This is a genomic window from Mesorhizobium sp. WSM4906 (assembly GCF_029674625.1).
GTDB lineage: Bacteria > Pseudomonadota > Alphaproteobacteria > Rhizobiales > Rhizobiaceae > Mesorhizobium.
Genome location: NZ_CP121355.1, coordinates 6,153,838 through 6,178,681, shown reverse-complemented (window position 1 = coordinate 6,178,681; position 24,844 = coordinate 6,153,838). Strand labels below are relative to the sequence as shown.

General features: G+C 65.2%; 15 protein-coding genes and 1 pseudogene. 8 read left to right on the top strand and 8 right to left on the bottom strand.

Translation table 11 applies throughout. From position 1 onward, the window contains the following. Nucleotides 1–37 precede the first annotated feature (37 nt). Genes QAZ22_RS29945 through QAZ22_RS29935 form a run of 3 tightly spaced genes read left to right on the top strand, consistent with a single transcriptional unit; the run spans nucleotide 38 to nucleotide 3,914 of the window. Nucleotides 38–607, top strand: coding sequence for a (2Fe-2S)-binding protein (locus QAZ22_RS29945; protein ID WP_278204512.1), 570 nt, complete (start codon nucleotides 38–40; stop codon nucleotides 605–607). A 2-nt stretch (nucleotides 608–609) separates the two neighbouring features. Next, nucleotides 610–1,632 carry a xanthine dehydrogenase family protein subunit M gene (locus QAZ22_RS29940; RefSeq protein WP_278204511.1) on the top strand — a complete coding sequence of 341 codons (1,023 nt, stop codon included), beginning with the start codon at nucleotides 610–612 and terminating at the stop codon, nucleotides 1,630–1,632. A 2-nt stretch (nucleotides 1,633–1,634) separates the two neighbouring features. Next, nucleotides 1,635–3,914: a xanthine dehydrogenase family protein molybdopterin-binding subunit gene (locus tag QAZ22_RS29935; protein WP_278204510.1), complete on the top strand. Its 2,280-nt coding sequence runs from the start codon at nucleotides 1,635–1,637 to the stop codon at nucleotides 3,912–3,914. 25 nt (nucleotides 3,915–3,939) lie between these two features. On the opposite strand, the pseudogene QAZ22_RS29930 reads toward QAZ22_RS29935, so the two are convergent. Then, nucleotides 3,940–4,774 (bottom strand): annotated as a pseudogene (locus QAZ22_RS29930) (3-keto-5-aminohexanoate cleavage protein). A 165-nt stretch (nucleotides 4,775–4,939) separates the two neighbouring features. Between QAZ22_RS29930 and fghA the strand changes: the two are divergent. The 4 genes from fghA (at nucleotide 4,940) to QAZ22_RS29910 (ending at nucleotide 11,387) form a co-directional block, all read left to right on the top strand. Beyond that, complete coding sequence (gene fghA / locus QAZ22_RS29925; RefSeq protein WP_278204509.1) at nucleotides 4,940–5,773, top strand: S-formylglutathione hydrolase; 834 nt, start codon at nucleotides 4,940–4,942, stop codon at nucleotides 5,771–5,773. A 253-nt stretch (nucleotides 5,774–6,026) separates the two neighbouring features. Next, a complete protein-coding gene (locus QAZ22_RS29920) occupies nucleotides 6,027–8,576 on the top strand; it encodes a caspase family protein (protein ID WP_278204508.1) in 2,550 nt (849 codons plus the stop codon). A 457-nt stretch (nucleotides 8,577–9,033) separates the two neighbouring features. Then, nucleotides 9,034–10,140: an OmpA family protein gene (locus QAZ22_RS29915; protein ID WP_278204507.1), complete on the top strand. Its 1,107-nt coding sequence runs from the start codon at nucleotides 9,034–9,036 to the stop codon at nucleotides 10,138–10,140. Nucleotides 10,141–10,148: 8 nt separating this feature from the next. Further along, nucleotides 10,149–11,387: a caspase domain-containing protein gene (locus QAZ22_RS29910; RefSeq protein ID WP_278204506.1), complete on the top strand. Its 1,239-nt coding sequence runs from the start codon at nucleotides 10,149–10,151 to the stop codon at nucleotides 11,385–11,387. 155 nt (nucleotides 11,388–11,542) lie between these two features. Here the strand turns inward: QAZ22_RS29910 and QAZ22_RS29905 are convergent, their stop codons facing one another. Continuing rightward, nucleotides 11,543–12,109 carry a hypothetical protein gene (locus QAZ22_RS29905; protein ID WP_278207984.1) on the bottom strand — a complete coding sequence of 189 codons (567 nt, stop codon included), beginning with the start codon at nucleotides 12,107–12,109 and terminating at the stop codon, nucleotides 11,543–11,545. Nucleotides 12,110–12,385: 276 nt separating this feature from the next. On the opposite strand from QAZ22_RS29905, the gene QAZ22_RS29900 reads away from it, so the two are divergent. Beyond that, on the top strand, nucleotides 12,386–12,919 hold the full coding sequence (locus tag QAZ22_RS29900) for an OmpA family protein (protein WP_278204505.1): 534 nt from the start codon (nucleotides 12,386–12,388) through the stop codon (nucleotides 12,917–12,919). 177 nt (nucleotides 12,920–13,096) lie between these two features. Here the strand turns inward: QAZ22_RS29900 and QAZ22_RS29895 are convergent, their stop codons facing one another. The 6 genes from QAZ22_RS29895 to tssL form a co-directional block, all read right to left on the bottom strand. After that, nucleotides 13,097–15,508, bottom strand: coding sequence for a M23 family metallopeptidase (locus tag QAZ22_RS29895; protein ID WP_278204504.1), 2,412 nt, complete (start codon nucleotides 15,506–15,508; stop codon nucleotides 13,097–13,099). Next, complete coding sequence (locus QAZ22_RS29890; protein ID WP_278204503.1) at nucleotides 15,505–15,993, bottom strand: DUF1036 domain-containing protein; 489 nt, start codon at nucleotides 15,991–15,993, stop codon at nucleotides 15,505–15,507. The genes QAZ22_RS29895 and QAZ22_RS29890 overlap by 4 nt, the downstream gene beginning before the upstream one ends. A 12-nt stretch (nucleotides 15,994–16,005) precedes the next feature. Further along, a complete protein-coding gene (locus QAZ22_RS29885) occupies nucleotides 16,006–18,579 on the bottom strand; it encodes a serine/threonine protein kinase (protein WP_278204502.1) in 2,574 nt (857 codons plus the stop codon). Between the two features lie 5 nt (nucleotides 18,580–18,584). Continuing rightward, nucleotides 18,585–19,358: a protein phosphatase 2C domain-containing protein gene (locus QAZ22_RS29880; RefSeq protein WP_278204501.1), complete on the bottom strand. Its 774-nt coding sequence runs from the start codon at nucleotides 19,356–19,358 to the stop codon at nucleotides 18,585–18,587. 135 nt (nucleotides 19,359–19,493) lie between these two features. After that, complete coding sequence (gene tssM / locus QAZ22_RS29875) at nucleotides 19,494–23,024, bottom strand: type VI secretion system membrane subunit TssM (protein WP_278204499.1); 3,531 nt, start codon at nucleotides 23,022–23,024, stop codon at nucleotides 19,494–19,496. A 28-nt stretch (nucleotides 23,025–23,052) separates the two neighbouring features. Continuing rightward, entirely contained in the window at nucleotides 23,053–24,291 is a 1,239-nt protein-coding gene (gene tssL, locus QAZ22_RS29870; protein WP_347566929.1) for a type VI secretion system protein TssL, long form, read from the bottom strand. Between the last annotated feature and the right edge of the window lie 553 nt (nucleotides 24,292–24,844).

Below are 24,844 nucleotides of genomic sequence, written 5' to 3'. Positions count from 1 at the left end.
CGTATCGAGCGCGACTGGTCTCAGCCGACGAAGCTTCATGACCGGTACTGTTTCGGCCGCCGCTGCCGCGCCGTTGCTGACCTCCGCCGCAAAGGCGGAAGTGCCGGCCGCGACCCATGCCAAACTCAGGGAAGCCGTCGCCATATCGCTGCGCATCAACAAGCAGCCTTACGAGCTTTCGCTGGACACAAGGACGAGTCTGCTGGATGCGCTGCGCGATCATGCCGGCCTTACCGGCACGAAGAAGGGCTGCGACCACGGCCAGTGTGGCGCCTGCACCGTGCTCGTCGACGGAAAACGCGTGCTCTCTTGTCTGAGCTTCGCCGTGATGAACCAGGGCAAGGAAGTGATGACGGTGGAAGGGCTCGCCTCGAGCGACGGCAGGCTGCATCCGATGCAGCAGGCCTTCATCGACCACGACGCCTTCCAGTGCGGCTACTGCACGCCGGGTCAGATCATGTCGGCCATCGGCTGCGTCAACGAAGGTCACGCGAACTCCGAGGACGACATCCGCGAATTCATGAGCGGCAACATCTGCCGCTGCGCGGCCTATCCGAACATCGTCGCGGCGATCGCCCAGGCGCGTGACCAGGCGAGGGGAGCCTGACCATGCGCCCTTTCATCTATGAACGGCCGGCGGACATTTCCGCCGCGGTCGCCATCGCCTCCCGCTTTACGACCGACGACGACCAGCCGACGCGGGCGAACGCGCAATTCATCGCCGGCGGCACCAATCTTGCCGACTACATGAAGCTTGGCGTGGCCGCGCCCGGCCGGCTGCTGGACCTCAACCGGCTTGAGGAGCCGGCGCTCAGGCAGATCCGGGTCAGCGACAACGGCGTCCGCTTCGGCGCCCTGGTGCGGATGGGAGAGGCTGCCGACCATGGCGAAGTCAAACGCCGCTATCCCGTCATTGCCGACAGCCTGAGATTGGCGGCAAGCGGCCAGATTCGCAACATGGCGAGCCTTGCCGGCAACGTGCTGCAGCGAACGCGCTGCGAATATTTCCGCGAGACCTCCTGGGCCTGCAACAAGCGGATGCCGGGCTCGGGCTGCGCGGCGATGGAAGGCTTCAACCGTCAGCACGCGGTGCTGGGCGCCAGCGATGCCTGCATAGCCACCTATCACGGCGATTTTGCCCAGGCCTTGATCGCGCTCGACGCCGTCGTTCGTGCCGAGGGCTCGCGCGGAGCGCGGAAGATTCCCTTCGCCAGGCTGCATCGGCTGCCCGGTGACACGCCGCATATCGAGACCGATCTGGCGGCCGACGAGATCATCACCGCCATCGAGGTGCCCGCCATCCCCTGGGCCACGCGCTCGCGTTACCTGAAGATCCGCGACCGCGAATCCTACGCCTTTGCGCTGGCTTCGGCGGCCGTTGCGCTCGATCTCGACGGCGACAGCGTCCGCGAGGCGCGGATCGCGCTCGGCGGCGTGGCGACCGTGCCCTGGCGCGCCAAGACAGCCGAGGCGGCCTTGCAAGGCAAGAAGCTCGACGAGACATCGGCGGGTGCTGCGGCGGACGCCGCCTTTGCCGATGCCGAACCGCGCCAGCACAACGCGTTCAAGATCGAGCTCGGCAAACGAACGCTGGTGCGCGCGCTGCTCGAAACCCGAGACATGAAGGTGTGACCATGGACGCAGCCGCTCCAAGGCCCAAGGAGAACATGGGCGAACCGCTGCCACGCATCGATGCGCGGCTGAAAGTCACCGGGCAGGCCGGCTATCCGGCTGATTTGCCGGCGGCCAACATCGCCTATGGCGCGCTTGCAACGAGCAGCATCGCCAAGGGCAAGGTGGCCAAGCTTCATCTCGATGAGGCTCGTGCGGTGCCGGGCCTGCTCGATATCGTGACATACGGCGACATGGACAAGGTCGACAGGCCGAAGTTCGGCAATGGCAGTGCAAACTCGATCGGACCGCTGCATGACCGCACGATCTTCCACGATGGGCAGATCATCGCCTTGGCCGTTGCCGAGACATTCGAGGCGGCGGAAGAGGCGGCGCAGTTGATCCACGCCGAGTATGAGGAGGAAAAGCCGACCGCGAGCTTCGACAGTCCGGGCACGAAGACTGTTGATGCTGCCGGAAAGAACCCCATGCACAAGGAGGATGTGAAGGCCGGCGATTTCGACGCCGCCTATGCCGCGGCTCCGGTCAAGATCGACGCGCGCTATTCGACGCCGACCCAGCATCATAATCCGATCGAGCTGTTCTCGACAACGGCGCTCTGGCAGGGCGATCAGCTCATCGTCCATGAGCCGTCGCAGAACGTCACCGGCTGGAAGTCCGAGCTTGCGCGGCAGCTGAAGATCGATCCTGCGAATGTGCGCATCCTCAGTCCCTTCATCGGCGGGGCGTTCGGCTCGAAGGGGCCAATGACGTCACGCACCGCGATCGTCGCCGTTGCCGCCAAGCGTCTCGGCCGGCCCGTGCGTTGCGTTACGAGCCGCATGCAGGCCTTCGGCACCCAGACTTATCGGGCCGAAACCCGCCATCGCATCCGGATCGGAGCGGGCAAGGACGGACGCATCACCGCCTTCGCGCATGAAGGCTGGGAGGTGACGTCGCGTCCGGATGCCTACGTCGTCGCCGGCACTTCGGCTACCGGCCGCATGTACGATTACGGCTCGGTGCTGACCCATGTCTCGCTGGTCGAGGCCGACCGCAACACACCGGGTTATATGCGCTCGCCGCCGGAGACGCCTTACGTCTACGCGCTTGAAAACGCGATGGACGAGATGGCGGTGGCGCTCGGCATGGACCCGGTCGAGTTCCGCCGCATCAATGAGCCCAAGACGGAACCCATCGGGAGGAAGCCCTTCTCCAGCCGCTCGCTGATCCAGTGCTACGAACAGGCGGCCGATGCCTTCGGCTGGGCGAAGCGGGATCCCAAGGTCGGCGCGATGCGCGATGGAGACTGGCTCGTGGGCATGGGCTGTGCCACGGCCATCTATCCGACCGCCGCGGCGCCATGTGCCGCGCGTGTGCGCTTGACGTCCGACGGCGACGTCAGGGTGCAGTGCGGCTCGCACGAGATCGGCACCGGCGTCCGCACCGTGGCCGCCCAGATGGCTTCGGAACGTCTTGGCATCCCGATCGGCAAGGTGAATGTCGAAATGGGCGACAGCAGCCTGCCTCCGGCCCCGGTGTCGGGCGGCTCGATTTCCACCGCGAGCGTTTGCTCGGCGGTGCTCAAGGCCTGCGATGCGATCCGGACGAAGCTTGCCGCGGCCGCGACAGACGAAGGCGCCCCGCTTGCCGGTTCCCACAACGAGGAACTGGACTTCGCCGCTGGAAAGATCGTTGCGAAGGGCGGCGCCTCGGCGAAGATCGAGGATGTCTTCAAGATCATGCAGGTCGGCGCGATCGACGAATATGCCGAGTTCGCGCCCAAGGGCGCGACGCCGGGGGCGCTGAAGAAGCTCTATGCCGGCCTGCCGGAATTCCATGGCGGCGAGCACGATGAGGATTCGGTGAAATACGCCTTCGGCGCGGAGTTCGTCGAAGTCCGCATCAACAGCTACACCAGGGAAATCCGCGTGCCGCGCATCGTCGGCGCCTTCGCGGCCGGCCGCATCATGAACACGCGTACCGCGCGCAGCCAGCTGATGGGCGGCATGATCTGGGGCATCGGCCAGGCGCTGCATGAGGCGACCGAGGTCGACAGGCGCTATGCCCGTTACGTCAACCGCGACCTGCAGGATTACCTCGTGCCGGTCAACGCCGACATCAGGGATTTACAGGTGATCCTGGTCCCGGAGGTGGACCACGCCGTCAATCCGGCCGGTGTCAAGGGCTTGGGCGAACTGGGCAATGTCGGCACGGCCGCCGCCGTCGCCAGCGCGGTCTACCATGCGACGGGCAAGCGCATCCGCGATCTGCCGATCAGGATCGAGCAGCTTATCGCTTGACGATGCCGGCACTGTCGCGACGCCGTCATCGCGCGCAAAACAGCCTGCGGGCCGCAGCGGCGTCGGCGAGGCCGTATCCGAGCCGCTCGACCGCGCTTGCGACCGTCTCGACCAGAGCCGCGTTGCCGCCTGCCAGCCGGCCGTCGGGCAAATGAAAATTGTTCTCGAAGCCGACCCGCACATGGCCGCCCAGCAATGCGGCCGCGACGACGCAGGCAGCTTCAAGCTTGCCGAATGCGCACACGCTCCAGTTGGAGAATTGCGGCGCGCCGGGCACGAGGAAAGGCAGCAGGTCCGCAGGCCGCGAGGTCTGCGAAACGGTGTAGCGTCCGAGCACGTGGAGGACCGGGATGTCGGTCCAAGGCACCGAGCCGCGCTTGATCATGCCGGCCAGGCGAACGGCTTCTGAAGGATCGTAGAGGATGATCTGCGGCAGCGCGCCGTGTTCCTTCATCCAGTCCAGCAGATCGGCGAAGGCCGGCTCCGAGGCGGCATCAGGCGCAAATTCCCGAAGCGCCAGTGAGGCTGCCTCGGGCCTCACCGCTTTTAGGACCGCCGCCTGTTCCGCCGGGCCGTAGATGCCAAGCGCCTCGGTGGTGATCTGGATTATCAGACGCTCGCCGACTTCCGCGCGGATCGCCGCGATGGCCTGTCTGTAGGCATCGGCGTCGAGCAGGTGGCGCCCCGTCAGGCCGGCGTATGTGCACATGGATCATGGCCGCGCCGGCCTCCAGGCACTCGGCGGCCGTACGCGCAAGTTCGGCCGCCGTCAGCGGTATTGCCGGATGATCGGCTTTCGTGCGCCGGCCGCCATTCGGCGCCACGGCAATTACGACTTCGCGCGGCGCATCAGCTCTCATTTCGCATCTCGATCGGGTTATGATCCATTCCAGTCGGTTTCTACAGCGCGGTCATAGCAGCATTCGACGAACAACCCGGCACGGTTTTGCGAGGCGCAAGGTTGCGGGCGCGAGGTTCGGCGGCTATGCCGGACCCGACATCCCCTGACGAGAAAGGCAGAACCGATGAACGTCCTTTCCACCTCCAAATCGCATGGCGGCATCCAGGGCGTCTACTCGCACGCCTCGGAGACCTGCGCCTGCGACATGACCTTTGCCGTCTTCGCGCCGCCCCAGGCCGCGAAGGGTCATGTGCCGGTGCTCTGGTATCTGTCGGGCCTCACCTGCACCCATGCCAATGTCATGGACAAGGGCGAATACCGGCGTCTGGCGGCCGAGCTGGGCCTCGTCATCATATGCCCCGATACCAGCCCGCGCGGCCCCGATGTTCCGGACGAAAAGGACAATTGGCAGTTCGGCTGCGGCGCCGGCTTCTACGTCGACGCCACCCAGGCGCCTTATGCGAAAAACTACCGCATGCATTCCTACGTCACCGAGGAACTGCCGGCGCTCGTCGCCGCCAATTTCCCCGTCGACATGTCGCGCCAGTCTATCTTCGGCCATTCGATGGGCGGCCACGGCGCGCTGACGATCGCGCTGAAGAACCCCGGGCGCTTCCGGAGCTGCTCGGCCTTCGCGCCGATCGTGCAGCCGACGACGGCGGGCTGGTCGCGGCCGGCGTTCGAAAAATATCTCGGGCCGGACGAAAAGAGCTGGCGCGCCTACGATGCCACGCTGCTGATCGAGGACGGCCATCGTTACGGCGAATTGCTGGTCGACCAGGGCACCGCCGACGGCTTCCTCCAGGACGGCCTGCGTCCGTGGCTGCTCGAAGACGCCTGCGGGAAGGCGGGCATCGCGCTGACGCTGCGCATGCAGGAAGGCTACGACCATTCCTACAACTTCATCTCGACCTTCATGGACGACCACCTGAAGTGGCACGCAGCGCGGCTGGCATAGGCAACCCAACGCCCGGGGAAGCCCTTAAGCTGAGGTCGGATGCCCGCGACGCAATCCGGCAGTCCAACGCGTCCGATCATTGCGGCCTCCACGCCTCTGGAGTATTTTAGAACTTGGTTGGATGAGACGCATGCTTGCTGTCGTTATGCATGCGGTCTGCTCCGGTCCCGGCAGATTGTGAACTCTTTAACAGACCTCGACGCCGCAAGCTGCATTGCTGTGGCCGACAGGTCATAGCAGTTAAGGATTTGCCATGCTGCGATGCTGCGCGTTCCTTGCAGCCTTGATCCTCGTGGGCTTCGCGACGCTCGATGCTCACGCCGATCGCAGGGTTGCCTTTGTGATCGGCAATTCCGAATACCGCGACATCCCGGCCCTCAAGAACCCGGACAAGGATGCCGAGGACGTCTCGAACACGTTCCGTCTTGCCGGCTTCGACGTGTTCGTCGCCAAGGATCTCACCAAGCTTCAGTTCGAGGAGCAGTTCCGCAACTATCTTGCCGCGGCGGACGGCGCCGATCTCGCCGTCGTCTATTATTCCGGCCACGGCTTTCAGATCGGCGGCGAGAATTTCCTGATTCCTGTCGACGCCTCGTTGAAGGCCGCGGCCGACATCGAGGTCCAGGCCATCAAGCTCGACGATGTGCTGGAGCAGATGCGCTCGAAGTCGAAGATCCAGGTGATCATCCTCGATGCCTGCCGCAACAACCCGTTTCCGCGCAAGGACTATTGGCTGCGCGACCAGCTGATCGCGGCGGGCGGCACCGGCCTTGCCCAGGTGAAGAGCTCTCTGAACACGCTGATTGCCTTCGCCACCGAACCGGGGGCGGTTGCCTTTGACGGCACCGGCGACCTCAGTCCCTTCTCGTCCGCCTTCTCCCGCCGCGCGCTGGCGCCGAACCAGGAGATACGCGCGGTGATGGCCGCCGTTCGCCGCGACGTGGTCGAGGCAACGAAGGGCAAGCAGGTTCCCTGGGAGAATTCCTCGCTGATCGACGAGGTGGTGCTGATGCGCCGTGCCAGCCGCCCGGCATTGCCGCCGGTGCTGGAAAAAGTCGTGCCGTCGGGCGTCGGCCCTGTTGCGCTGGACCTGCCGGAGCCGGTCGATGTCGACGGCGGCACCGTCACCATCAGCATCGAGAGGCCACCGGTGCTTGGACGCCTGGTGCTCGACGGCAAGCCTGTCGCCACCGGCGAGCCGATCGCCGGCAAGGACCTGCCGCGCCTTGCGATGGACGTGCCAAAGGGCACGGGCGCGCAGGAAGAGGTCGACATGCTGGCCTATGCCACGCGCGACAATTGGGGCGGCAAATCCCAGGGCATATTGGTCTTCCGGGTCAAGAACGGCGAGGGCGCCGCGGGCCAGCAGCTCGTGGCCTCGCTCGAGGCCGAGCAGAAGCAACAGGTGCTGGAGCGCGGCATCCACATCACTGGCGCCGCCGAGGCCATCGAGAAGCGCGACATCAGCGTCCCGGTTGGCGTCGGCCCGGTGCCGCTGAAGCTGGATTTCCCGACCAAGGACCCTGCCGTCAGCCTGAAGCTCGCGAGCTATCCGGCAACGGGAACGCTGTCGCTGCCGGACCGGACCCTGTCGCCCGATTCCAGCCTGATGGCCGATGAAGTCGACCATTTGCGCTACGAACCGCAGATCGGCGCCGACAAGCCATTGATAGTCGGCCTCGAAATCAAGGCCGGCAACGCGTCGCCCAAGCCGGCGACGATGAAGTTGTCGCCGAGCGTCGAGCCCTGTGACAGGGAAGCCGGCGAGCCGCTCGACCTGCAGGGCGTCGTTCCGGGCCTGCTGCCGAACGAAATCAGCAGCAACGCCGTGGACGTCTGCCGGGCGGCCGTGAAGGCCTATCCGGACGTCGCCCGCTTCCGCTATGAGCTCGGACGGGCGCTGCTTTCGGTCGGCAAGGTCGACGAGGCCAGGAAGGCGATCCAGGAGGCCGCCGACAGGGGGCATGTCCGCGCCGTGTTCGAGCTTGGCTACCTCAACGCGACAGGAACGGGAATGCCCGCCAACCGCAAACAGGCCAATACCTTTTACGCGGCAGCGTCGGACAAAGGCGATCCCTACGGGATGACGTCATGGGGCCGCGCTTTGTTCAACGGCTACGGCGTCGAGCGTGACACCGGCAAAGGGCTGGACCTGCTGCTCAAGGCGGCGGCGATGGGCCACACCTACGCCATGAACGATCTTGCCGCGATCTTCACGGAAGGTCGCAACGGCGTGCCTGCCGATCCAGCCCGTGCCGTTGCCTTCCTTAAGGCTGGCGTCGAGCGGCAGGACATGTATTCGATGAACCTGCTTGGCCGAAATTATCTGGCGGGCACCGGAGTCGAGAAGGACCCGAAGCAGGCGCAGGCACTGTTCCAGAAATCCATGGATCTCGGCCAGCCCTACGCTCCCGGCAGCCTGGCGCGCATGTACAGGGACGGCGTCGGCGTGCAGCAGGATCTTGCCGAAGCGCAAAGACTGTTCGAGCTGGCGACCGATCGAGGCGATCAGTCCGCCGCGTATGACCGCGCGGCGCTTGAGATGCAGAGAGGCGACAAGGCGGACCAGGCCGTGGCCGTCCGCTACCTTGCTTTCGCGGCCGCGCTCGATCTTCGCAACGAAATTCCGGATGCAAAAAACACGCTGACGAAATTCGGAGCCAAGGCGAAGACGGCGGCTCTGAAACAGATGCGTGGGGAACTCAAGTCGAAGATACCGGCGGAAGGCTCGTTGGACGACCAACTGGTCAAGATGGCCAGGGCAATCTGGGAACAAGCCAATCCGCGTCGGGACTTGTTCTGATCAACAGGGAGGCAATGGTGGGCAGGGCATTGAGACAGGCGATCGTCGGAACAACTCTCGCCATCGTTTTGGCGGCGCTCATGGGCTGTACGTCCTTGTTGCCGCCCAAACCGGAGCCGACGCCGGTGGTAGCGAAACCTCAGGCGAAAGTCGTTCGCACGACGACGACGCCAAAGGTCGTCAAGCAAAAGAAGGTCACAGCCAAGAAACTGATCAAGCCTGCGCAGAATCCAACCGCGCCCGTCATTGCGCCCTTGGGCGGAGGTAGTGGTGGAGGTGGAGGCGGAGGTGGAGGCGGTTGGGGATAAGCGCTCTATTGCAGCGAATGCCGCTTGCGCACGACAGATGCGGTCACATCGTTTGGTGCTGACTGGAACCGCTCGCCAAGCAAGGGCAAGTGCTCTATGCTACTCCCACGTGCCGGTATCGATATAGGGTTGTCCTTGGGGGGCGTTCCATGGTCGAAGTCGTCGCATTCTGGCGGACTATGCGGTTGCAAACCGCCGTGCAGGTCGCGGGTTTCATCGTCGCCGCGCTGTTCGCTTTGCTGCTGTTCGAACCGCCGGCCGCCAACGCTGCGCCGAACTGGACGCTCGATCCCTCCGCTTCGGTGCTCACCTATCAGTCGGTCAAGAAGAACACGATCGTCGAGACCAACAAGATCAGGAACATCACCGGCACGCTGAGCTCGGCCGGTGATGCCAAGATCAGCTTCGACCTCAATTCGGTCGATACCGGCGTCGACCTTCGCAACGTCCGCATGCGCTTCCTGTTCTTCGAGACCTTCAAGTACCCGACGGCCGAATTGACAGCGAAGGTGGACCCTGCCGCATTCGCCGACTTGCCTACAAAACGCAGGATCAAGGCGACCTTGCCCTTTCGCCTCAGCCTCCATGGTGTCGACAAGGACCTCGAAGCCAGCATCGTCGTCACCATGATCAGCGACTCCCAGGTCTCCGTCGCCTCGGAAGCGCCCGTCGCGGTCCATGTCGAGGATTTTGGCCTGCTTCCCAACGTCGACAAGCTGCAGCAGGCGGCCAATGTGACCAACATCGTGCCGACCGCCTCGGTTTCCTTCGATTTCGTCTTCACCGCCGATGGCAGCAAGCCGGCCGCGGTCCAGACGGTCGCGGCAAGTGCCGCCGACGTCGGGCCGGTCGCCACCGATGCCGCCAAATCGAATTTCAGCGACGAGGAGTGCCTGAACAGGTTTGCCGTGCTCTCGCGCACCGGCGCCATCTACTTCCGGCAGGCGAGCGCGAGGCTCGATGCCAAGAGCCGCCCGCTGCTGGCGGAGGTCGAAGGCGTCGTCGGCAAATGCCCGGCCCTCAAGGTCGAGGTTTCGGGCTACACCGATTCCGACGGATCGCCCGAGGCCAACAAGGCGCTCTCCGAACGGCGGGCGCAGGCGGTCGCCGACGCGCTGGTCGCCGACGGCGTGCCGCGCAACCAGATCAGCGCCGCCGGCTATGGCGAGGAACGGCCTGTCGCCGCCAACGATACGCCCAAGAACAAGGCGCTCAACCGGCGGATCGAGTTCTCCGCCACCAAGCTCGCGAACTGAGGTCGCGGGTGAGCCCCGATCGGATCGCCCGCTGCGGCCGCCTGTTTCGCGCCGTCGGGATCGCTGTGCTTGCCGTGTTCCTGACTTTGACCGCCGCCATCGCCGAACGCCGCGTCGCGCTGGTGCTCGGCAACTCGCAGTATCAGCACGCGGCGCCGCTCACCAACCCGGTGCGCGACGCCCAGGCCATGGCCGCGCGCCTGCAGGACCTGGGCTTCGAGGTGGTTTCCGGCTACGACCTCAGCAAGCAGCAGACGCAGACCACCGTCGCTCAGTTTGCCAAGCAGGTGCGCGGCGCCGACATCGCGCTCTTCTTCTATGCCGGCCATGGCCTGCAGGTCGCGGGTAAGAACTACCTGCTTCCCGTCGATGCCGCGCTGGAGGACGAAACCTCGCTCGATTTCGAGGCCGTGTCCGTCGATTTCGTCCTGCGCCAGATGTCGCGCGAGACCAGCATCAGGCTGGTGTTCCTGGATGCCTGCCGCGACAACCCGCTGGCCGAAGTGCTGGCCAAGACCGCCGGCGTCAAGGGCGCGGCCAGCGGCCTTGCCGAAATCCCGATCGAGAATGGCGGCGCCGGCACGCTCGTCGCCTTCGCCGCCAGCCCTAACCAGCTTGCCTTTGACGGATCGGGCGAGCACTCGCCTTTCACCGCGGCGCTGATCCAGCATATCGGCGAATCCAACGTCTCCATCACCGAGGCGATGAACAGGGTGACCAGCGACGTCTTCAAGGCGACGGCCGGCAAGCAGCGCCCTTGGCTCAACGTCTCGCTGACCACCGAGGTCGTCCTGCACAAGGTCGATCTCAATGCGCCGCTGATCGTTGGCGAAGCGAGCGCCCCGAAGGCCGAAGGCGGTTCCGATACGCGCAACACTGGAGCCGCGCCGGGCCAGACCGACGATCAACTGGCTCTCAACGTCCTGCGCCAGAAGATCCCGAAACTGGCGACGGACGAACCGATCCTTTTCGATCATCCGATCGAGTTCGGCGACCCGGTCATCGACGGCAAGAGCATCGCCCAGCTGATCAAGGGCAAGCCGCTGTTCAGTCCGGTGGAGGGCCTCGACAAGTCAGTCTGGGAAGGCAAGCACTGCGACGGCTGCCACCAATGGAACGAGGCCCGGCTGTGCGAGCAGGCGAAGAATTTCGCCGCCAACGATGTCTCGGTGCTGCGCCTGCAGCACCCGCTGGGAACCCGCTTCAAGGTGGCGCTGGCGAAGTGGGCGCAAGGCGGCTGCAAGTAAGCGGCGCCACCTCCACCCGTAACCCTTCGAATTTTCCATACGCGGCAGCCGCTAAAGCATGTCTCCCGAAAGTGGGAACCGGTTTCGGGATAAAGACATGCGTAAAATCAAAAACCTAAAGCGCATGGAGCGAATCTGAAAGATCGCGACGCGCTTTAATAGACGTCGGCCGATTGCTGCTGCGCCTCCATCTCCGCCATCTGGATGCCCATCTCTACGAAGGCCGAAAGGACGGCGAGGCGGTCCGCGAGCGACACCCGCGCAAGCCCTGCCAGAATCCCTGCGCTTACGGCATGGGCGGTCGGAAATCCGCCCGCGGCCTGATCGATGACCGAGCCGCTGTCGCGCCAACCCGCCGCCAAAGCGAGCCAGGAAACAGGCGTCACCGGCGGCACTTCCACGGCCTGGGCTACCGCTGTGCGATGGTTGGGATTACCGGGTTCGCCGACCCAGTCGCGGACGACCGCCAGCAATTCGAGGTCCCGGTCGCCGAGGAGTTCGGCAAGGTTGCTCAGGCACTCATGCGCCCACCAGACCGCGGCCCGCTCCGGCAACAGATAGGCACAGAAGGTGATTGCCTCCTCCGGCACGCGCCCGGCCAGCAGCGTACGGCAAAACTCGATCGAAGGCTGATCGGTTGGGGGCGCTTTCATGTCCTGGGCGACGGCAGGGCAAGCGCTGAACAGATCCCGCGCCGTCCTGAACCGGAGCCCCCTCGCCATGGCTGCCACGCCCTCACTAGGAATAAGGTACTGAAGCCCCGGCGGAGGCGTTGGTCAAGCTTTAGCTTTAGCAAACGGCGGGCGCTCTCAACGTGTGTTTGTTCACAGACAATCGACGCGAAATTTGATATTGTCCACGCTGGTGCATGTCGCCCAAAACCGTGCAGCGGTTTCGGGGAAACGATGGGCATGAAATGAGGGCTTGAAGCGCGGCGCCCGAACAGGTTTCGACGCGACACGCTTTGACGAGATCCGCTCAAACAGGGAGTAACGGTCATGCGGTGGGCCTGCTCAGCCTTTGCATTGGCGGCCGTGCTTTTTTCGACGCACGTTTCCGCTGATCCGCTTCAGAAATCGGAAGACATCGTGAAATTCTTCACCGGCGCGGGCAATCTCGGCGCATCGCGCGGGATTTGCGTCGGCACAGAGGAAGAGTGCAAGAGCAAGAACGAAAAGAACGCGGCCCCCAACAAGACCGGGCTCGATATGATGATCAATTTCGGGCTGGATTCGGCCCAGCTCGACCAGACGGCGCGCGCGGAACTCGACGAGTTCGCCAAAGCGTTGAAGGACAACCGGCTGAGCACGTTCAGCTTCGTCGTCGAAGGCCATACCGATGCTTCCGGCCCGGACCGCTACAATCAGGATCTGTCGCAAAGAAGGGCGCAGTCGGTGGCCGCCTTCCTGACGGCGAATGGCGTTCAGGCCGCACGGCTCGAGGCGATCGGCCTTGGCAAATCGCATCCGCGCGTCGCCAACCCCTATGATCCGGTCAACCGCCGGGTCGAGATGCGGATCAGGACGGAATAAGCCGCCGGCACAAAGCGCCAATCGGTACGCAGCAATCGACGGGAGCCCGGTCTCACTAAGCCGGGCTCCCCTTTTTTCAGGGCTTGTCCAGCGCGCCGCCCACCGCGCCATGATGGAATCTGGCGCGCCGAGCCGACACCAACGGCGCGCCGGCCAAGCTCACGGCGACGGGCACGTTCAAAGCGTGGCCTGGATCGAGTCGATGAGGGCCGTGACGGCCTGTTTGTATTTCTCGAATTCCGGGGAGGTCTGCCGGATTTGCGTCGTGGTCGTCTGCTGGCCTTGCTCGGAGGCGAGGCGGGTCACCTTTTGGCCCATCTTCCGCTCGGCCCAGTCGATGACATAGCCGGTGGTCTTGCCGGTGAGGAACGGATTGGCCTGGATGACGGCCGATCCCAGCACGGCGTTCAGTTGCGCCGAACCCGGAGCCGCCAGAACCTGGGCCGCGCCTTCCATGCCCAGGAAATGGCAGAGATAGAGCCGCCCGGCGGTGATCTGGTGGCCGCGCGCGCGAAGATAGGCTTCGCCCTCGCGTGCCAGGTTGCGCACCATCTCGCGCGAAAGCGTGGCGTCGTAGCGAAGCGCGAGCAGGTCGGCCGTCGACAGCGTGCGGGCAAGATCCGGCCGATAGGTGTTCATCATCCGGATCCAGGTCTTGGTGATGAACTGGCCGGCGCCGGTCGCCGAGGACAGCGGGTTCTTGGCCCGCGCGCTGCCGCCGCTTTCGACATGGACGATGCGTTCGGTCAACGTCTCGACGGCGGAATCGCCGGAACCGCCGGAGGCATAAGTGGCAACCGCGGTGACCGTCCCCAGCGGATCGATCGCTTCGCCGTTCTGGTAGAGTTCGAAATGCAGATGCGGGCCGGTCGAGAGCCCTGTGGTGCCGATATAGCCGATGACGTCGCCGGCCTTGACCTTGGTGCCGACGCCGCTTGCGATGGCGAATTTTTGCATATGCGCGTAACGCGTCTCACGGCCGTTGGCATGCGCGATCTTGACCAGATTGCCATAGCCGCCGCCATCGCCCTGGAAGCTGATTTCGCCGTCGAAGGCCGCCATGATCGGCGTGCCGACCGGCGCGGCCCAGTCGACCCCCTTGTGGATGCGAACGGTGCCCAGGATGGGATGCTTGCGCGGGCCGAAGGTCGACGTCATCACCCCGGCGACCGGTGTGACCATGCCGTTGGTCACGGTCAGCGAACGAACCTCGTCATTGCCCGTGACGCATGCGAACTGGCCGTCGCTCTGCTGGTAGACGAAACAGTCGAGGGTCTTCTCCGTGCCCTGGACGCCGACATAGAGGACCCGTCCGGAGATCTCGCTTTGGCCGCGCGGCGTCTGCGAATAGATCAGCACCAGGCGCTGGTCCTCGCTGGCGAAGGCGTCGAGGTCCTGTCCCCGCGACAGATACATGATCGCCTCGCCGATCACGCTGGTCGGAACCTTGTTGCGCGCGGCCGTCGAATAGATCGCGTCGAGCAGGCGGTACTGTCGCTTGGGTCCGCCCTGGTCGGAAGCGCCGGAATAGTTGAACAGGTCCTCGCGCACCCACGGGTCGACGCCCGACACGAAGGCGCCTGCAGCGTTTCGCGTCAGCGTTCCGACATAGACGTTCCTGGCATAGATCGAGACCTGCATCAGCGACATGGCCGTCGTCTCGCGGCTCGGCCTGAAGCCGCGCATGGCCACCACATAGCCCGCCTCCAGGCCGTCGCGGTTGAACAGCGTCTTCAGCGCCTCGCCGGCGAGCTTGGCGTCGTCGGCGGAGAAGTGCGCGTCGGCGACGACGCTGTCCAGGCTTCGGTCGTTGAGGATTTTTACGAACGTATCCTCGGTCGCCTCGAAGCGCTGGTATTCGCTGGTGACGGTGGCGACGGTCGTGTTGTTCTCGATCTCGGTCTTCTTGAAGGCGGGAAGGGCGGCTTCGCCCTGATCGACAGTTTCGCCCCAGCCGGCCTCCGGATCGCCGGCATCCGCCTTGGGCGCAGAGGCGGCAGGCGCTTCGCTCTCGTCGGGCGCCGGCTGCAGATCGTTTTCCAGATCGCCCTGCTGGTCGTCGGTTGCGGCCGGAGCAAGCGGGGTGGCCTGCTGATCGTCAGGCGCTGCCGCTGAGGCTTTCGGCGCGATCTGCCGCTGCGCCTGGAAGAAGGCGAAATCCTCTTGCGTCGATGGGATCGTCGTCATGAATTTTTCGCTGGCGCTCAACATGACGTCGGAGAGGATTTCGATCTGCGGCGAGGCGCCGGAACCGTCGAGCTCGGCCGGACGCGCGACGGTGTGGCCCTTCGTTGCGGTGTCGGCGTCGGGCGCAAGCGTGATCCACATCGGGTCTCCGGCGAGGTCGATGATGGCCGGCACATAGACCGACGCGTCGGGCGGCACGTCTTCCATGCCCTCGACCGGGTGCAGTTCCTCGTCCTCGTCGCCGAACGACCAATAGTCCTTGGTAAGGTAGAAACCCGTCGCGATCGAAACGACGGCGAGCGCGGCCAGGCTCGAAAGGACCCAGAGCCAGAGCTTGCGCCGGCGCTCGGCCAGGCGCGCCTGCTTCTTCAATTTGAAGCTCGTGTCGATGCTGTGCGTCACGGGCTGGTTCCGGTCAGGAAATAGGTCCAGCGCACCTGCTCCTGCGTATCGACCTCGACGAAGCGCGCCGCGATATGGCCGCGCTGCCAGCACTCGTCGATGCCGCGGATCGAGAAGCGGCGCCGATCGATGCACATCTCGGTCGATCCGGCGAGGATCGCGTGACCGAAGACGTCGGTCGCGTAGATGTAGATGTAGCGGTTGGTCAGCTCCTCCCGGATGACGTTGACGCATTGGTTGGCGCCGATGGTCCACCAGCCGTCGGTCTGGTCGGCATCGTCGACTTTCTGTCCGACGGCGAGGTTGACGACGTCGAGCGTCTGGTTGCAGACGGTGAATTCGGCATGCGCCTTACCGGTCAGGAAGATCGAGAGCAGTACCGCGCCGAGAAGGGCTGCAAGTCTCATGCGGTCATGCGGAATGAGCCGTCCACGCGTCCTGCGTGGTGATGGCTCGAACAATGAACGCGGTCGGCGGAGTTCCATCGGCGTCCATGTCTATCCGCCAAGCCGGAAATACTTGGCGGTGGCGGAGAATTGGGAACCGTCGGCCTCGATCTCCTCGAGGATCTTGGGCAGCAGTTCCGAGGCCGGCGTCGGCCGCGAGAACATCGCGGCCTGGATATCCTGAGGTCCGGTGATTACCAGCATGATCTGCGGCAAGGCCTTGCCGGCCGCCTTGTCGGCGGTGCTGAGACCGATCGGAATGCTGAAAGTCGCCTTGTCGAGTTGCGCCACCATGCGGTCGTCGAGGTTGAAGGCAATCCCCTTGTGATCGATCAGCATCACGTTGGAGACGAGCCCGCCGCGCGTCACCAGCGTGCCGCTGATCGGCGAGCCGTCCGGCACGGACGTCCGGTCGAGGACGAGCTGCGGCCGCTCTGTCCCGCTGCGGTCGAGGAAGCGCAGGAAATTGGTCACCTCGCATTGCGGCTGGTCGATGAGGCGCACGCTGATGTCCGGCTCGAGGTGGAACCGCGACTGGAAATCGTTGAGCATCTGCTCGAAGGGCTGCACCGCGGTTCCGAAGCCTTCGATCGTGGCGGCGCTGTCCGTTGCCGATGTCAGGCTCGCGTAGAAGCAATCGCCGCCGCTGAAGTCGCGCACCCAGGAGGCTCGCTGAGCCAGCTCGTCGTTTTTGTTTGCCGGCGGCGGAACCTGCGGCTTGGGCAGGTTTATGGCGACGTCCGTATCCTGAGGTTGCTTGTTGGCAGCCGATGGTTGCGGCAGTGGTGCCGGTTGCGTCGATGCGCTCGGCGTTGCCGGTTTGCTGGCTGGTTCGGGCGCTGTCGACAGCGGCGAAGCCGGTGCCTGGTTTTGGTTTTCCGTGACTTGAGGCGCCGGCGTTTTCGACTTCGACAATTTGGACAGTGCGTCGACGAGGTCCGACGCGCTGGGCTTGGCCGCCGGCGGTTTTGCTTCCGACGCCGGAGTGTTTTCCGCTGTCTGGTTCGGCTTGACCACCGGCACCTCGCCAGCTGGTTGCGACGGTTTTTGGTTTTCCGCGGCCTTCGGCGGAGGCGCCGGTGATTTCCCTATTGGCGGCTGCGTGGGTTCGGCCTCTGCCGGCTGCGAGGCTTGCATCTGGTTGTTGTTGGCGGGACCCTCCGGAACGGCAGGCTGCGTTGGCTCCGGTGTCTGCTCTGTCTCGGCTTGCGTCTGTTTCTGGACGGTCTTGTCCTGCGGTTGCGGCAGAGCCGGGGCGACGGGCTTTGCCGGCTCAACGGCGGCAGAACTGTCAGCCTTCGGTGCTTTCGGCTGAGACTCGGCCGGCGCTTGCGGCTGAGGTTTCGGGGTCTCCGGCTGAAGCTTGCTTGCCTCTGCTACCGGCTGGGGCGCTTCCGCCGCGGGTTTTGCCGCCGGCTTCGGCGTAAGAGGCTCGGGCTTTTCCACGGCGGCCGGTGGCGTCAAGGCGCCGCTGAAATAGACGCCAGCCCCCGCCAGGACGGCCAGTACCGCGACGCCGCCCGCGATGGCCGGGATCCGCGAAGGCTTTCGCTCGGCGGGTCGCGTCGGTGCGCTGGCCGGTGCAGCCGGCGGCGAAGGCCGCGGCCCCGACAGATGCGCCGGCCGCACATGCGGGACGAAGCGTTGTTCTCCGGGCACGGTCGAAGGCGGGGGGCCGGAGTTCGGCAGCGCGGTCCATCCGGCGCGCGGCAGGCCCGAGCGCTCGCGCGGGGCGAAAGACGCGGGCGGCGGCAAGGTCGCGTCGAAATCTTCGTCGCGCGTCGCCCTGGCGATCTCGGCCATGCTCGCCGGCCGGTCTCGAGGATCCGGCTGCAGCATCGCTTCGATGAGGGCGCGGAAATCGAGGTCGATATCCGACAAATCCGGCACGGCCCGCCGCTTTTCGACCACCTCGAACTGCGAGCCGCTCATGTCGAGCGGCTTTCCGCGCAGCGCGGCGGCCAGAACCAACCCGAGGCTGTAGATGTCCGACTGCTCGCTGACCTCGCCGCCATAGAGGCCGAGCTGTTCCGGCGAAACGTAGTTGTATTTGCCGGCAAACTTTCCCCCGATCAGCGTCTCGCCGCCGACAGTCGCCGAACGCGCTATGCCGAAGTCGATGATTTTCGCCCGATCGACTCGGCCGCCCGGCAGGATGATGTTGTCGGGCGAGAGATCGCGATGGACCGCGCCGGCCTGATGCACGGCGCTCAGGCCGGAGGCGAGGCGATGGCAAAGCCTGCGCACGTCCGGCGGCGACATCGGGCCGCGCCGCATGACGTCGAACAGCGACTGACCGTCCACGAACTCCATGGCAAGGTAGGGACGACCGATCCCCGGATCGATGGTGAAGACGTGGTATCGCACCACCGCGTCATGCGACAGATGGTTGAGGATCGACGCTTCCTTGCGGAACAGGGACAGGATCGTCTGGTCGCGGGCGAATTCGGGCAGCACGATCTTGATCGCGACATGGTCGCCGGTCTGGATGTTGTGGCCGCGATAGACCTCGCCCATGCCGCCGGAAGCTATCCTCTCGTCGAGCTCGTAGATGCCGCTGAGCTGCGTGCCCACGCCCGTAAAGGCCAGGTTCGGCGAAATCCGCGTCTTGTCGTCGTCGCTCATCTGCCTCAGCCTTCCGCCTTGGACCGATCTGCATGGCGCGGCTGTCCGTCGCGCCCGTCGCCGACCCTCACCAGCACGACGGTGACATTGTCCGTTCCGCCGCGCGCCAGCACCATCTCCAGCAGCTTCTCGCACGCCGCCTGTGGTGGCCCTGAGTTGACCGCCGCTTCGATCTCGGCGTCGTTGACATGCGCGGTCAACCCATCGGTGTTCAGAACGAAAACGTCGCCAGGCATCAGCTCGCCTTGCTGGAAATCGATCACGAGCTCGTCGCTGACGCCGACGGCATGCGTGATCACATTGCGGCGCGGCCAGGCGAGGGCTTCCTCCGCGCTGATCATGCCGCGATCGAGAAGCTCCTGCACTTCGGTATGATCCCTCGATATCTGCGAGATCGCACCGCCGCGGACCAGATAGATGCGGCTGTCGCCGGCCCATAGGCCCGCGAACCGCCCGTCCATCGCGAGCAGCGCCGCGAATGTGGAGCCGATGGTGATGCCGCGCGACCGCGAGATGTTGCGGATCTCGGTGTTGGCGCGGCTCAGCCGATCCTCGAAGCGCGCGCGCAGGTCCGGTGCCGAACTTGCGATGCCGATCGTGGCGAGATGATCGACGATGCTGGCCGAAGCGACCTCGCCGGCCTCGTGTCCGCCCATCCCGTCGGCCACCACCCAAAGGCCGGTCCGTGGCTCGACGAGATAATTGTCCTCGTTGTGGTCGCGCACGCAGCCCTTGTGGCTGACGGCGAAGCTTTCCATGGGAAGGGCGACAGTGCTCAATTTGCCACCAAGCGCTTCGCGAGCGTCCTCTGTGACGAACCTTGGGCCGCGTGCCCAGTCCACTCTGCCACAAGCGCATCCATTAGAGTACCGAAATGAAGGCCGGGGCTGGTGCTGCTCTGGAACGCCGCCATGTCAGAATGCCTTCGGACAGCTGAACCCGGACAGCGCCGGCAACAGGAGGGGATTGGCGGCCGAGCCGGTCTGCAGCGTGTAGGCGACGTCGCGCCCGCCGATCACGAAGCGCGCTTCGGTATTGCCGCCATTGCTGGTGACGCTCGCCTTGTCCATGAGGCGCTTCAGGGCCCATGGCCCTTCGAATTTGAGGACGGATTCGCGGCCCGGCATTTCCGGCGTTAGGCTTAGGCTCGCCGAGCCCGAAGCGGCGCCGCTCGGCCATGTCACCGTGCTCGGCGCGTTGCCGGCCTGCGCGCTCTGGACGGTCTGCCCGTCGACATCGAGCACCGCGCCGTCGGCCTCGCTGTTCAGCGAGGTGGGCGTGAAAGTGATCGAGACGAGCGGCGTCGAACCGCCGGACGGGAAGAAGGCGCTGCGGATTTCCGCCGCCGACTGGAACGCCTTCAAGGTCGACTTGGCGAGCTCGCGGCCGGCGCGCGCATCTTGCTTCCAGGTCCAGTCGTGACCCGTCATGTCGATCATCGGCGCCAGGTTCTGCGCGAAGAACCGGTCCATCACGCCACCCGGAGCGAACAGCTTGGCGAAATCCGCCATCGAGATGTCCTCCGTGCCGTCGCTTGCGAAGGGATAGTGACCGTTGACGGCTTCCTCGCAGGGGCGAGTGACCGTCTCGTCGAGCGTTTGGTTGAGATTGGCGACCGAGGTCTCGGCCACGTTGCCCTCGAACTCGTCCGCCGCCGCGTCGACCATGCGCGCGAGCTGCTTGGGCAGGCGCGAGGCATTGGCGCGCATCGTCGAGATCTGCAGCTTCAAATTGGCGTTGACGCGTTCCGTCTGCGCGGGGACGTCCGCCGCCAGCTTCACGCTCTGGTAGATGTCGTGGAAGTTCTGCGTCAGCGCATCGAGCGGGCGGCGCCCGCCGGAGCCGCTTACCAGCGCCTGGAACGGCCTGAACTGCGCTTCCACAGTGGCGCCGGCGTTCAGTGTGGCGGGCGAGTTTGTCCCGGCGCGGCTTTGCGACTTGCCGCCGGCGATCTGCAGGCCGATGCGGGCCAGGCCCTTGGCCATAACAGCCGGGTCCTGCTGCGCCGCGCCGGTCTCGCCTTCGGAGGCGGCGCTGTCTTTCGTCAACGCGGTTTCATCGGCGATCGCCGTGAACAGCCGGTCGAGAGGCGAGCCCGGCGACGCGGCGGCCGACAGCGCGATATATTGCGGCTTGTCCTTGAGCATCGCCTTCAACTTCAGCTGGTCGAGCGCGCCGGTCCAGGCGGAAGCGAATTCCTTGCCGTAGCGGTCGATGAGCTCCGGGCCGAGCTGGGGCAGGTCCTGGTCGATGCTGCCTTGCTCGCCGCCGCCGCCGAGGACCCATTGGTCGTCGACCAGCATTTGCGCCATGCGGGAAAGCTGCGGCAGATAGAAGCCGTTGAAACCCGCCTTGGTGTAGAGGCCGGGAACGTTAAGGTCGGAGAGCTCGCTGCCATCCATGCGCTCGAACAGGAGCTGCGCTTCCGGACCGGCCTTCGCGGAAACGGAAAAGTCCTGGAGCCGTGCCGCGTAGACCGCCGACCTGATCAGCGCCGACGCGCGGTCGGCAAGGCTCATGCGCCCGAGCGAGCGTTGCGCCGCCTCGACCAGCGGCTGGTTGAGCTCGAAGACCGGGTCGTAGGCGTCGTCGAGCGTGAGCATCGCGCGCAGATGTTTTTCGAGCTGCGCGCGGCCCTCGCGGTTGTTCTCGCCCGGGTAGCGGTTTTCCTCCCAGTCCTGCCTCATCCAGGACACGATCAACTCGTCATCGACCTTGGGTGCCTTGCCGCCCAGCATCAGATAGATCTTCAGCGGTTCGTAGAGCGCGATCGGATCGGCCATCTTGGCCTGGATCGTCCGCTCCGCCTGAACCAGAAGCCGGGAGCGGAAGCTTCGCTCCAGCGCCTGCCGGTAGGCAGTCTTGGACGCCGACAGAAGTCTCTCCCGTTGGCTGAGCCCGAAACTCTCCTCGACCGGCTTAAATTGGCCGGCGGTTTCATATCCCGCCGGCAGGTTGCGCAGCTGGTCGAGCGGACCGATGACGTTCTCGAGATCGACATCGGTCACCGTCGCGCTCTTGAGCAGCGAATCCGCGCTGTCGCGATACTGCGCCATCGCCTGCCTCGTGGAGGCGATCAGCGACTTGTTGGCGAAGAAGCTGAGGCCCAGGACGCCGAGCGCCGCTAAGGCCGCCAAGCCTATCGCGGCAAGGCCGCCGAATCTGGCGAGCCTGGCGCGCCGCTCCGCGGTCCTGTCGAAGGAAACCCAGCCTGCCTCCGGGAAGATCACCTGCGCCAGAAGGTCGTGCAGGAAGAAGCTCTTGCCGGAGCCGGAAAGATGCGCCTGCGACGCGCTGCCGAAACTGCGTCCGATCGCGCCCAGCACCTGGTCGATCGGCGTTCCTTCCTGCGTGCCCGACGAGAAATAGAGCCCGCGCAGGCTGACGTTCACTTGCGCCCGCGAGGCGTCGAACAGGCTGGTGACGAAACGCACGACGCGGGTCCGCAGCGCACCGAACTGCGCCGGAAAGCCGAAAATCGCGATGCGCGCCACCGGGTCGGCCTCGTCCTGCAGGCGATCGGCGATCTCGTCCGCCAGTTGCCCGGCCAGCGCGTCGAACTCGGCCGGGGCCTCGCCGACCATGTTCCTGTTGCGGTCGGTGGTCTGGAAGGTTGCGCCCCACACCTTGCGTCGGCGCGCCTCGTCGAAATCGCCGAAATAGTCCATGAAGCCGGCGACGAGGTCGGCCTTGGTGAAGAGCAGGTAGACCGGGAACTGGATCTTCAGCGTCTCGTGCAGTTCGCGCAGCCGGCTCCTTATTTCGGTGACATGCGCGTCGAGCTGCTGGTCGTCGAAGCCGATGAGATCGGCAAGGCTGACGGCGAGGATCACGCCGTTGATCGGCTGTCTGGTGCGGTGCTTCTTCAGCAGCGTCAGGAAGGCGAGCCAGCTAGCCTTGTCGCGCTCGCGGTCCGACTCCTGCGTCGTATACCGGCCTGCGGTGTCGATCAGCACGGCATCGTCGGTGAACCACCAGTCGCATGACCGTGTGCCGCCGACGCCGGCCACCGGCTGGGCATTGCCCGAGCCCGCAAGCGGAAATTTCAGCCCGGAATTCACCAGCGCCGTCGTCTTGCCGGCTCCCGGCGGGCCGATGATGATGTACCAGGGGATCTCGTAGAGGAAATTGCGCCTGCCGCTCGACCGCTTCAGCGTCGCGATGGCCTCGCCCATGCGCGCCTCGAGCAGCCGTGAATCGTCGTTGCGGTCGTCGCCGGCGACGACCGCTTTCTCGAGCGCCCTTTGAGCCTTGCGTCCTTGCCGGAAGCGGATGCCGTAGAAGAGCGCGAGCAGCGCGACGGTCGCGCCGATGATCGTCGCTCGCAGCCAGGCCGATCCGAGCGGACGGGTGTCGGCAAAGCGGATCAGCGGCCCGGCATACCAGACTGCCGCCGAGAACCCGGCAAGCGCGAGCAGGCTGAATATCCTGAGCACCCAGCGCATCAGTGCCGCCGCCCCCTGCCGCGCCCGCTCACAGCGTCTCCTCCTTTGCGATCATCACATCGACGCGGCGGTTCTTGGCGCGGCCGTCCGCCGTCGCATTGTCGGCGATCGGTTCATCCTCCCCCTTGCCGTCGACTGTTACCCGCGACGGGTCTTTCAATTGCTTGGCCATCACTGCCTGGACGGCTTTGGCGCGGGCGACGGAGAGATCGAAATTGGACTTGAACGTGCTCGACTTCTTCGGCTTCACATTGTCGGTATGGCCGACGATCCGGATCGGCCCTGGCTCGCCGTCGAGCGCCGAGGCGATGTCGGCCGCGATGGGCTGGAACTCTGCCTTCAGCTCCGCCTGGCCTGACGCGAACAAAAGCTGGTTGTTGACCTCCACGACGATGAAGTTGCCCTTGGTGCCGACCGTCAGCCCGCCGCCGGTGATCTCCTTGGCCAAGGCTGCGCGGATGCGGTCGAACTGGGTAGAGGTGGGAGCGACCGGCGGCGGGGCGGCTTCCGCGGGTTCGGCGAGCGGCGCAACGCTGGCGCGCTCGATGGTGACCGGGGTCGAAGGATTGAGCGCCAGCAATTCGCCGGCGGTGACGTCGCCTTGGTCGGTGATCAGGGCCCGCAACCCGAAGAACGCCGCCGCCACCAGCGTCGCCGCGGCGGCCGCCACCGCCCACAGCGGCAGCCGCGCGCGGGGCTTTGACAGCCTCGCCGCCATGCCTTGCCAATGGGGAGAGATGTCGTCTTCGGCGCGCGGCCTGAAATAGCGGAGCGTGTCGTAGACGTCGCGCCGGACACGTTCGAGTGTGTCTCGCTCGCCGGCCCGCCCGCGATACTGGCCCTCGAACCCGAGCGACAGGCAGGCATGCATCAGTTCGAGCAGGTCGTGGTGGCCATCCGGGCTGCCCAGGATATTGTTCAGCGCCTCGTAGAAACCGGCGCCGGTGGGCTTGGTGTGGAAGAACCGCACCACAAGGCTGTGCCCGCTCCAGCCGTCCTCCTTCGGCCAGGGCAGGTTGCCGACGAGATCGTCGGCCGTCTCGCAAAGGGCGAATTTTGCGATTCTGCCGTCCTCCTCGGCGATGCCGGCTTTCGTCATCTCCCGGTCGAATGTTTCGATCGCTTCGGCGATATGCTCCGCGAGCGGTGCTGCCTGCCTCTCGACCGGCATCAGCCGCAACCGGCCGAACAGCATCAGCAAGGGGGCCGCTGCAGCGAGAATTGGATTTGCCGCGGCGTATTTCACGCCGTCCGTGGCATTAAGCAAGATTTCCTGCTGCAACGCGGGCGCGGATGCAGCAGGCGCCGCATCGGAAGCACCTTGGTGGATCACGGTTCCGGACGACCAGCCGGTCGGCATCTGCCGGACGCCCGGATCGAACACAGTAGATTCCCGGGCGGCTGGCGCGACGCCACCAGAAGCGGCTCGATCGGGAGCCGCGGGCGAGCGTTGTCTTGGCCGTGGCGCGCGGATGACGGTCTTGTCCGCCGGCACGGAGGGATCGTCGTTCGAGCTCATCGGCGGTCCACCGTCGAGGTGTGGCGACCGTTTCTCTGGCGGGAAATGAGGCCGGCCTCGCGCCTTTTGCGCCAAGGTTTGGCGGCGGGCCGGATGGAAAGGCTCATCTCGCCGAAACATGACATTGCTGCACACGCCCCAAGCCACGCCGCTTTGCCCGCCAGGCAAGCTTCCGTGCGCTTATCCTAAAGCATGTCTCCCGAAAGTGGGACCCGGTTTCGGGACAAAGACATGCGTAAAATCAAAAGCTAAAGCGCATGGAGCGAATCCGGACGTTCGCGACGCGCTTTGGCCGCACGGG

Coding starts and splice junctions, on each gene's coding strand:
- QAZ22_RS29935 (WP_278204510.1), top strand. CDS start 1,635: ATGGACGCAGCCGCTCCAAGGCCCAAGGAGAACATGGGCGAACCGCTG.
- QAZ22_RS29890 (WP_278204503.1), bottom strand. CDS start 15,993: ATGGAACTCCGCCGACCGCGTTCATTGTTCGAGCCATCACCACGCAGG.
- QAZ22_RS29905 (WP_278207984.1), bottom strand. CDS start 12,109: ATGGCGAGGGGGCTCCGGTTCAGGACGGCGCGGGATCTGTTCAGCGCT.
- fghA (WP_278204509.1), top strand. CDS start 4,940: ATGAACGTCCTTTCCACCTCCAAATCGCATGGCGGCATCCAGGGCGTC.
- QAZ22_RS29920 (WP_278204508.1), top strand. CDS start 6,027: ATGCTGCGATGCTGCGCGTTCCTTGCAGCCTTGATCCTCGTGGGCTTC.
- QAZ22_RS29915 (WP_278204507.1), top strand. CDS start 9,034: ATGGTCGAAGTCGTCGCATTCTGGCGGACTATGCGGTTGCAAACCGCC.
- QAZ22_RS29945 (WP_278204512.1), top strand. CDS start 38: ATGACCGGTACTGTTTCGGCCGCCGCTGCCGCGCCGTTGCTGACCTCC.
- QAZ22_RS29885 (WP_278204502.1), bottom strand. CDS start 18,579: ATGAGCGACGACGACAAGACGCGGATTTCGCCGAACCTGGCCTTTACG.
- QAZ22_RS29940 (WP_278204511.1), top strand. CDS start 610: ATGCGCCCTTTCATCTATGAACGGCCGGCGGACATTTCCGCCGCGGTC.
- QAZ22_RS29900 (WP_278204505.1), top strand. CDS start 12,386: ATGCGGTGGGCCTGCTCAGCCTTTGCATTGGCGGCCGTGCTTTTTTCG.
- tssM (WP_278204499.1), bottom strand. CDS start 23,024: ATGCGCTGGGTGCTCAGGATATTCAGCCTGCTCGCGCTTGCCGGGTTC.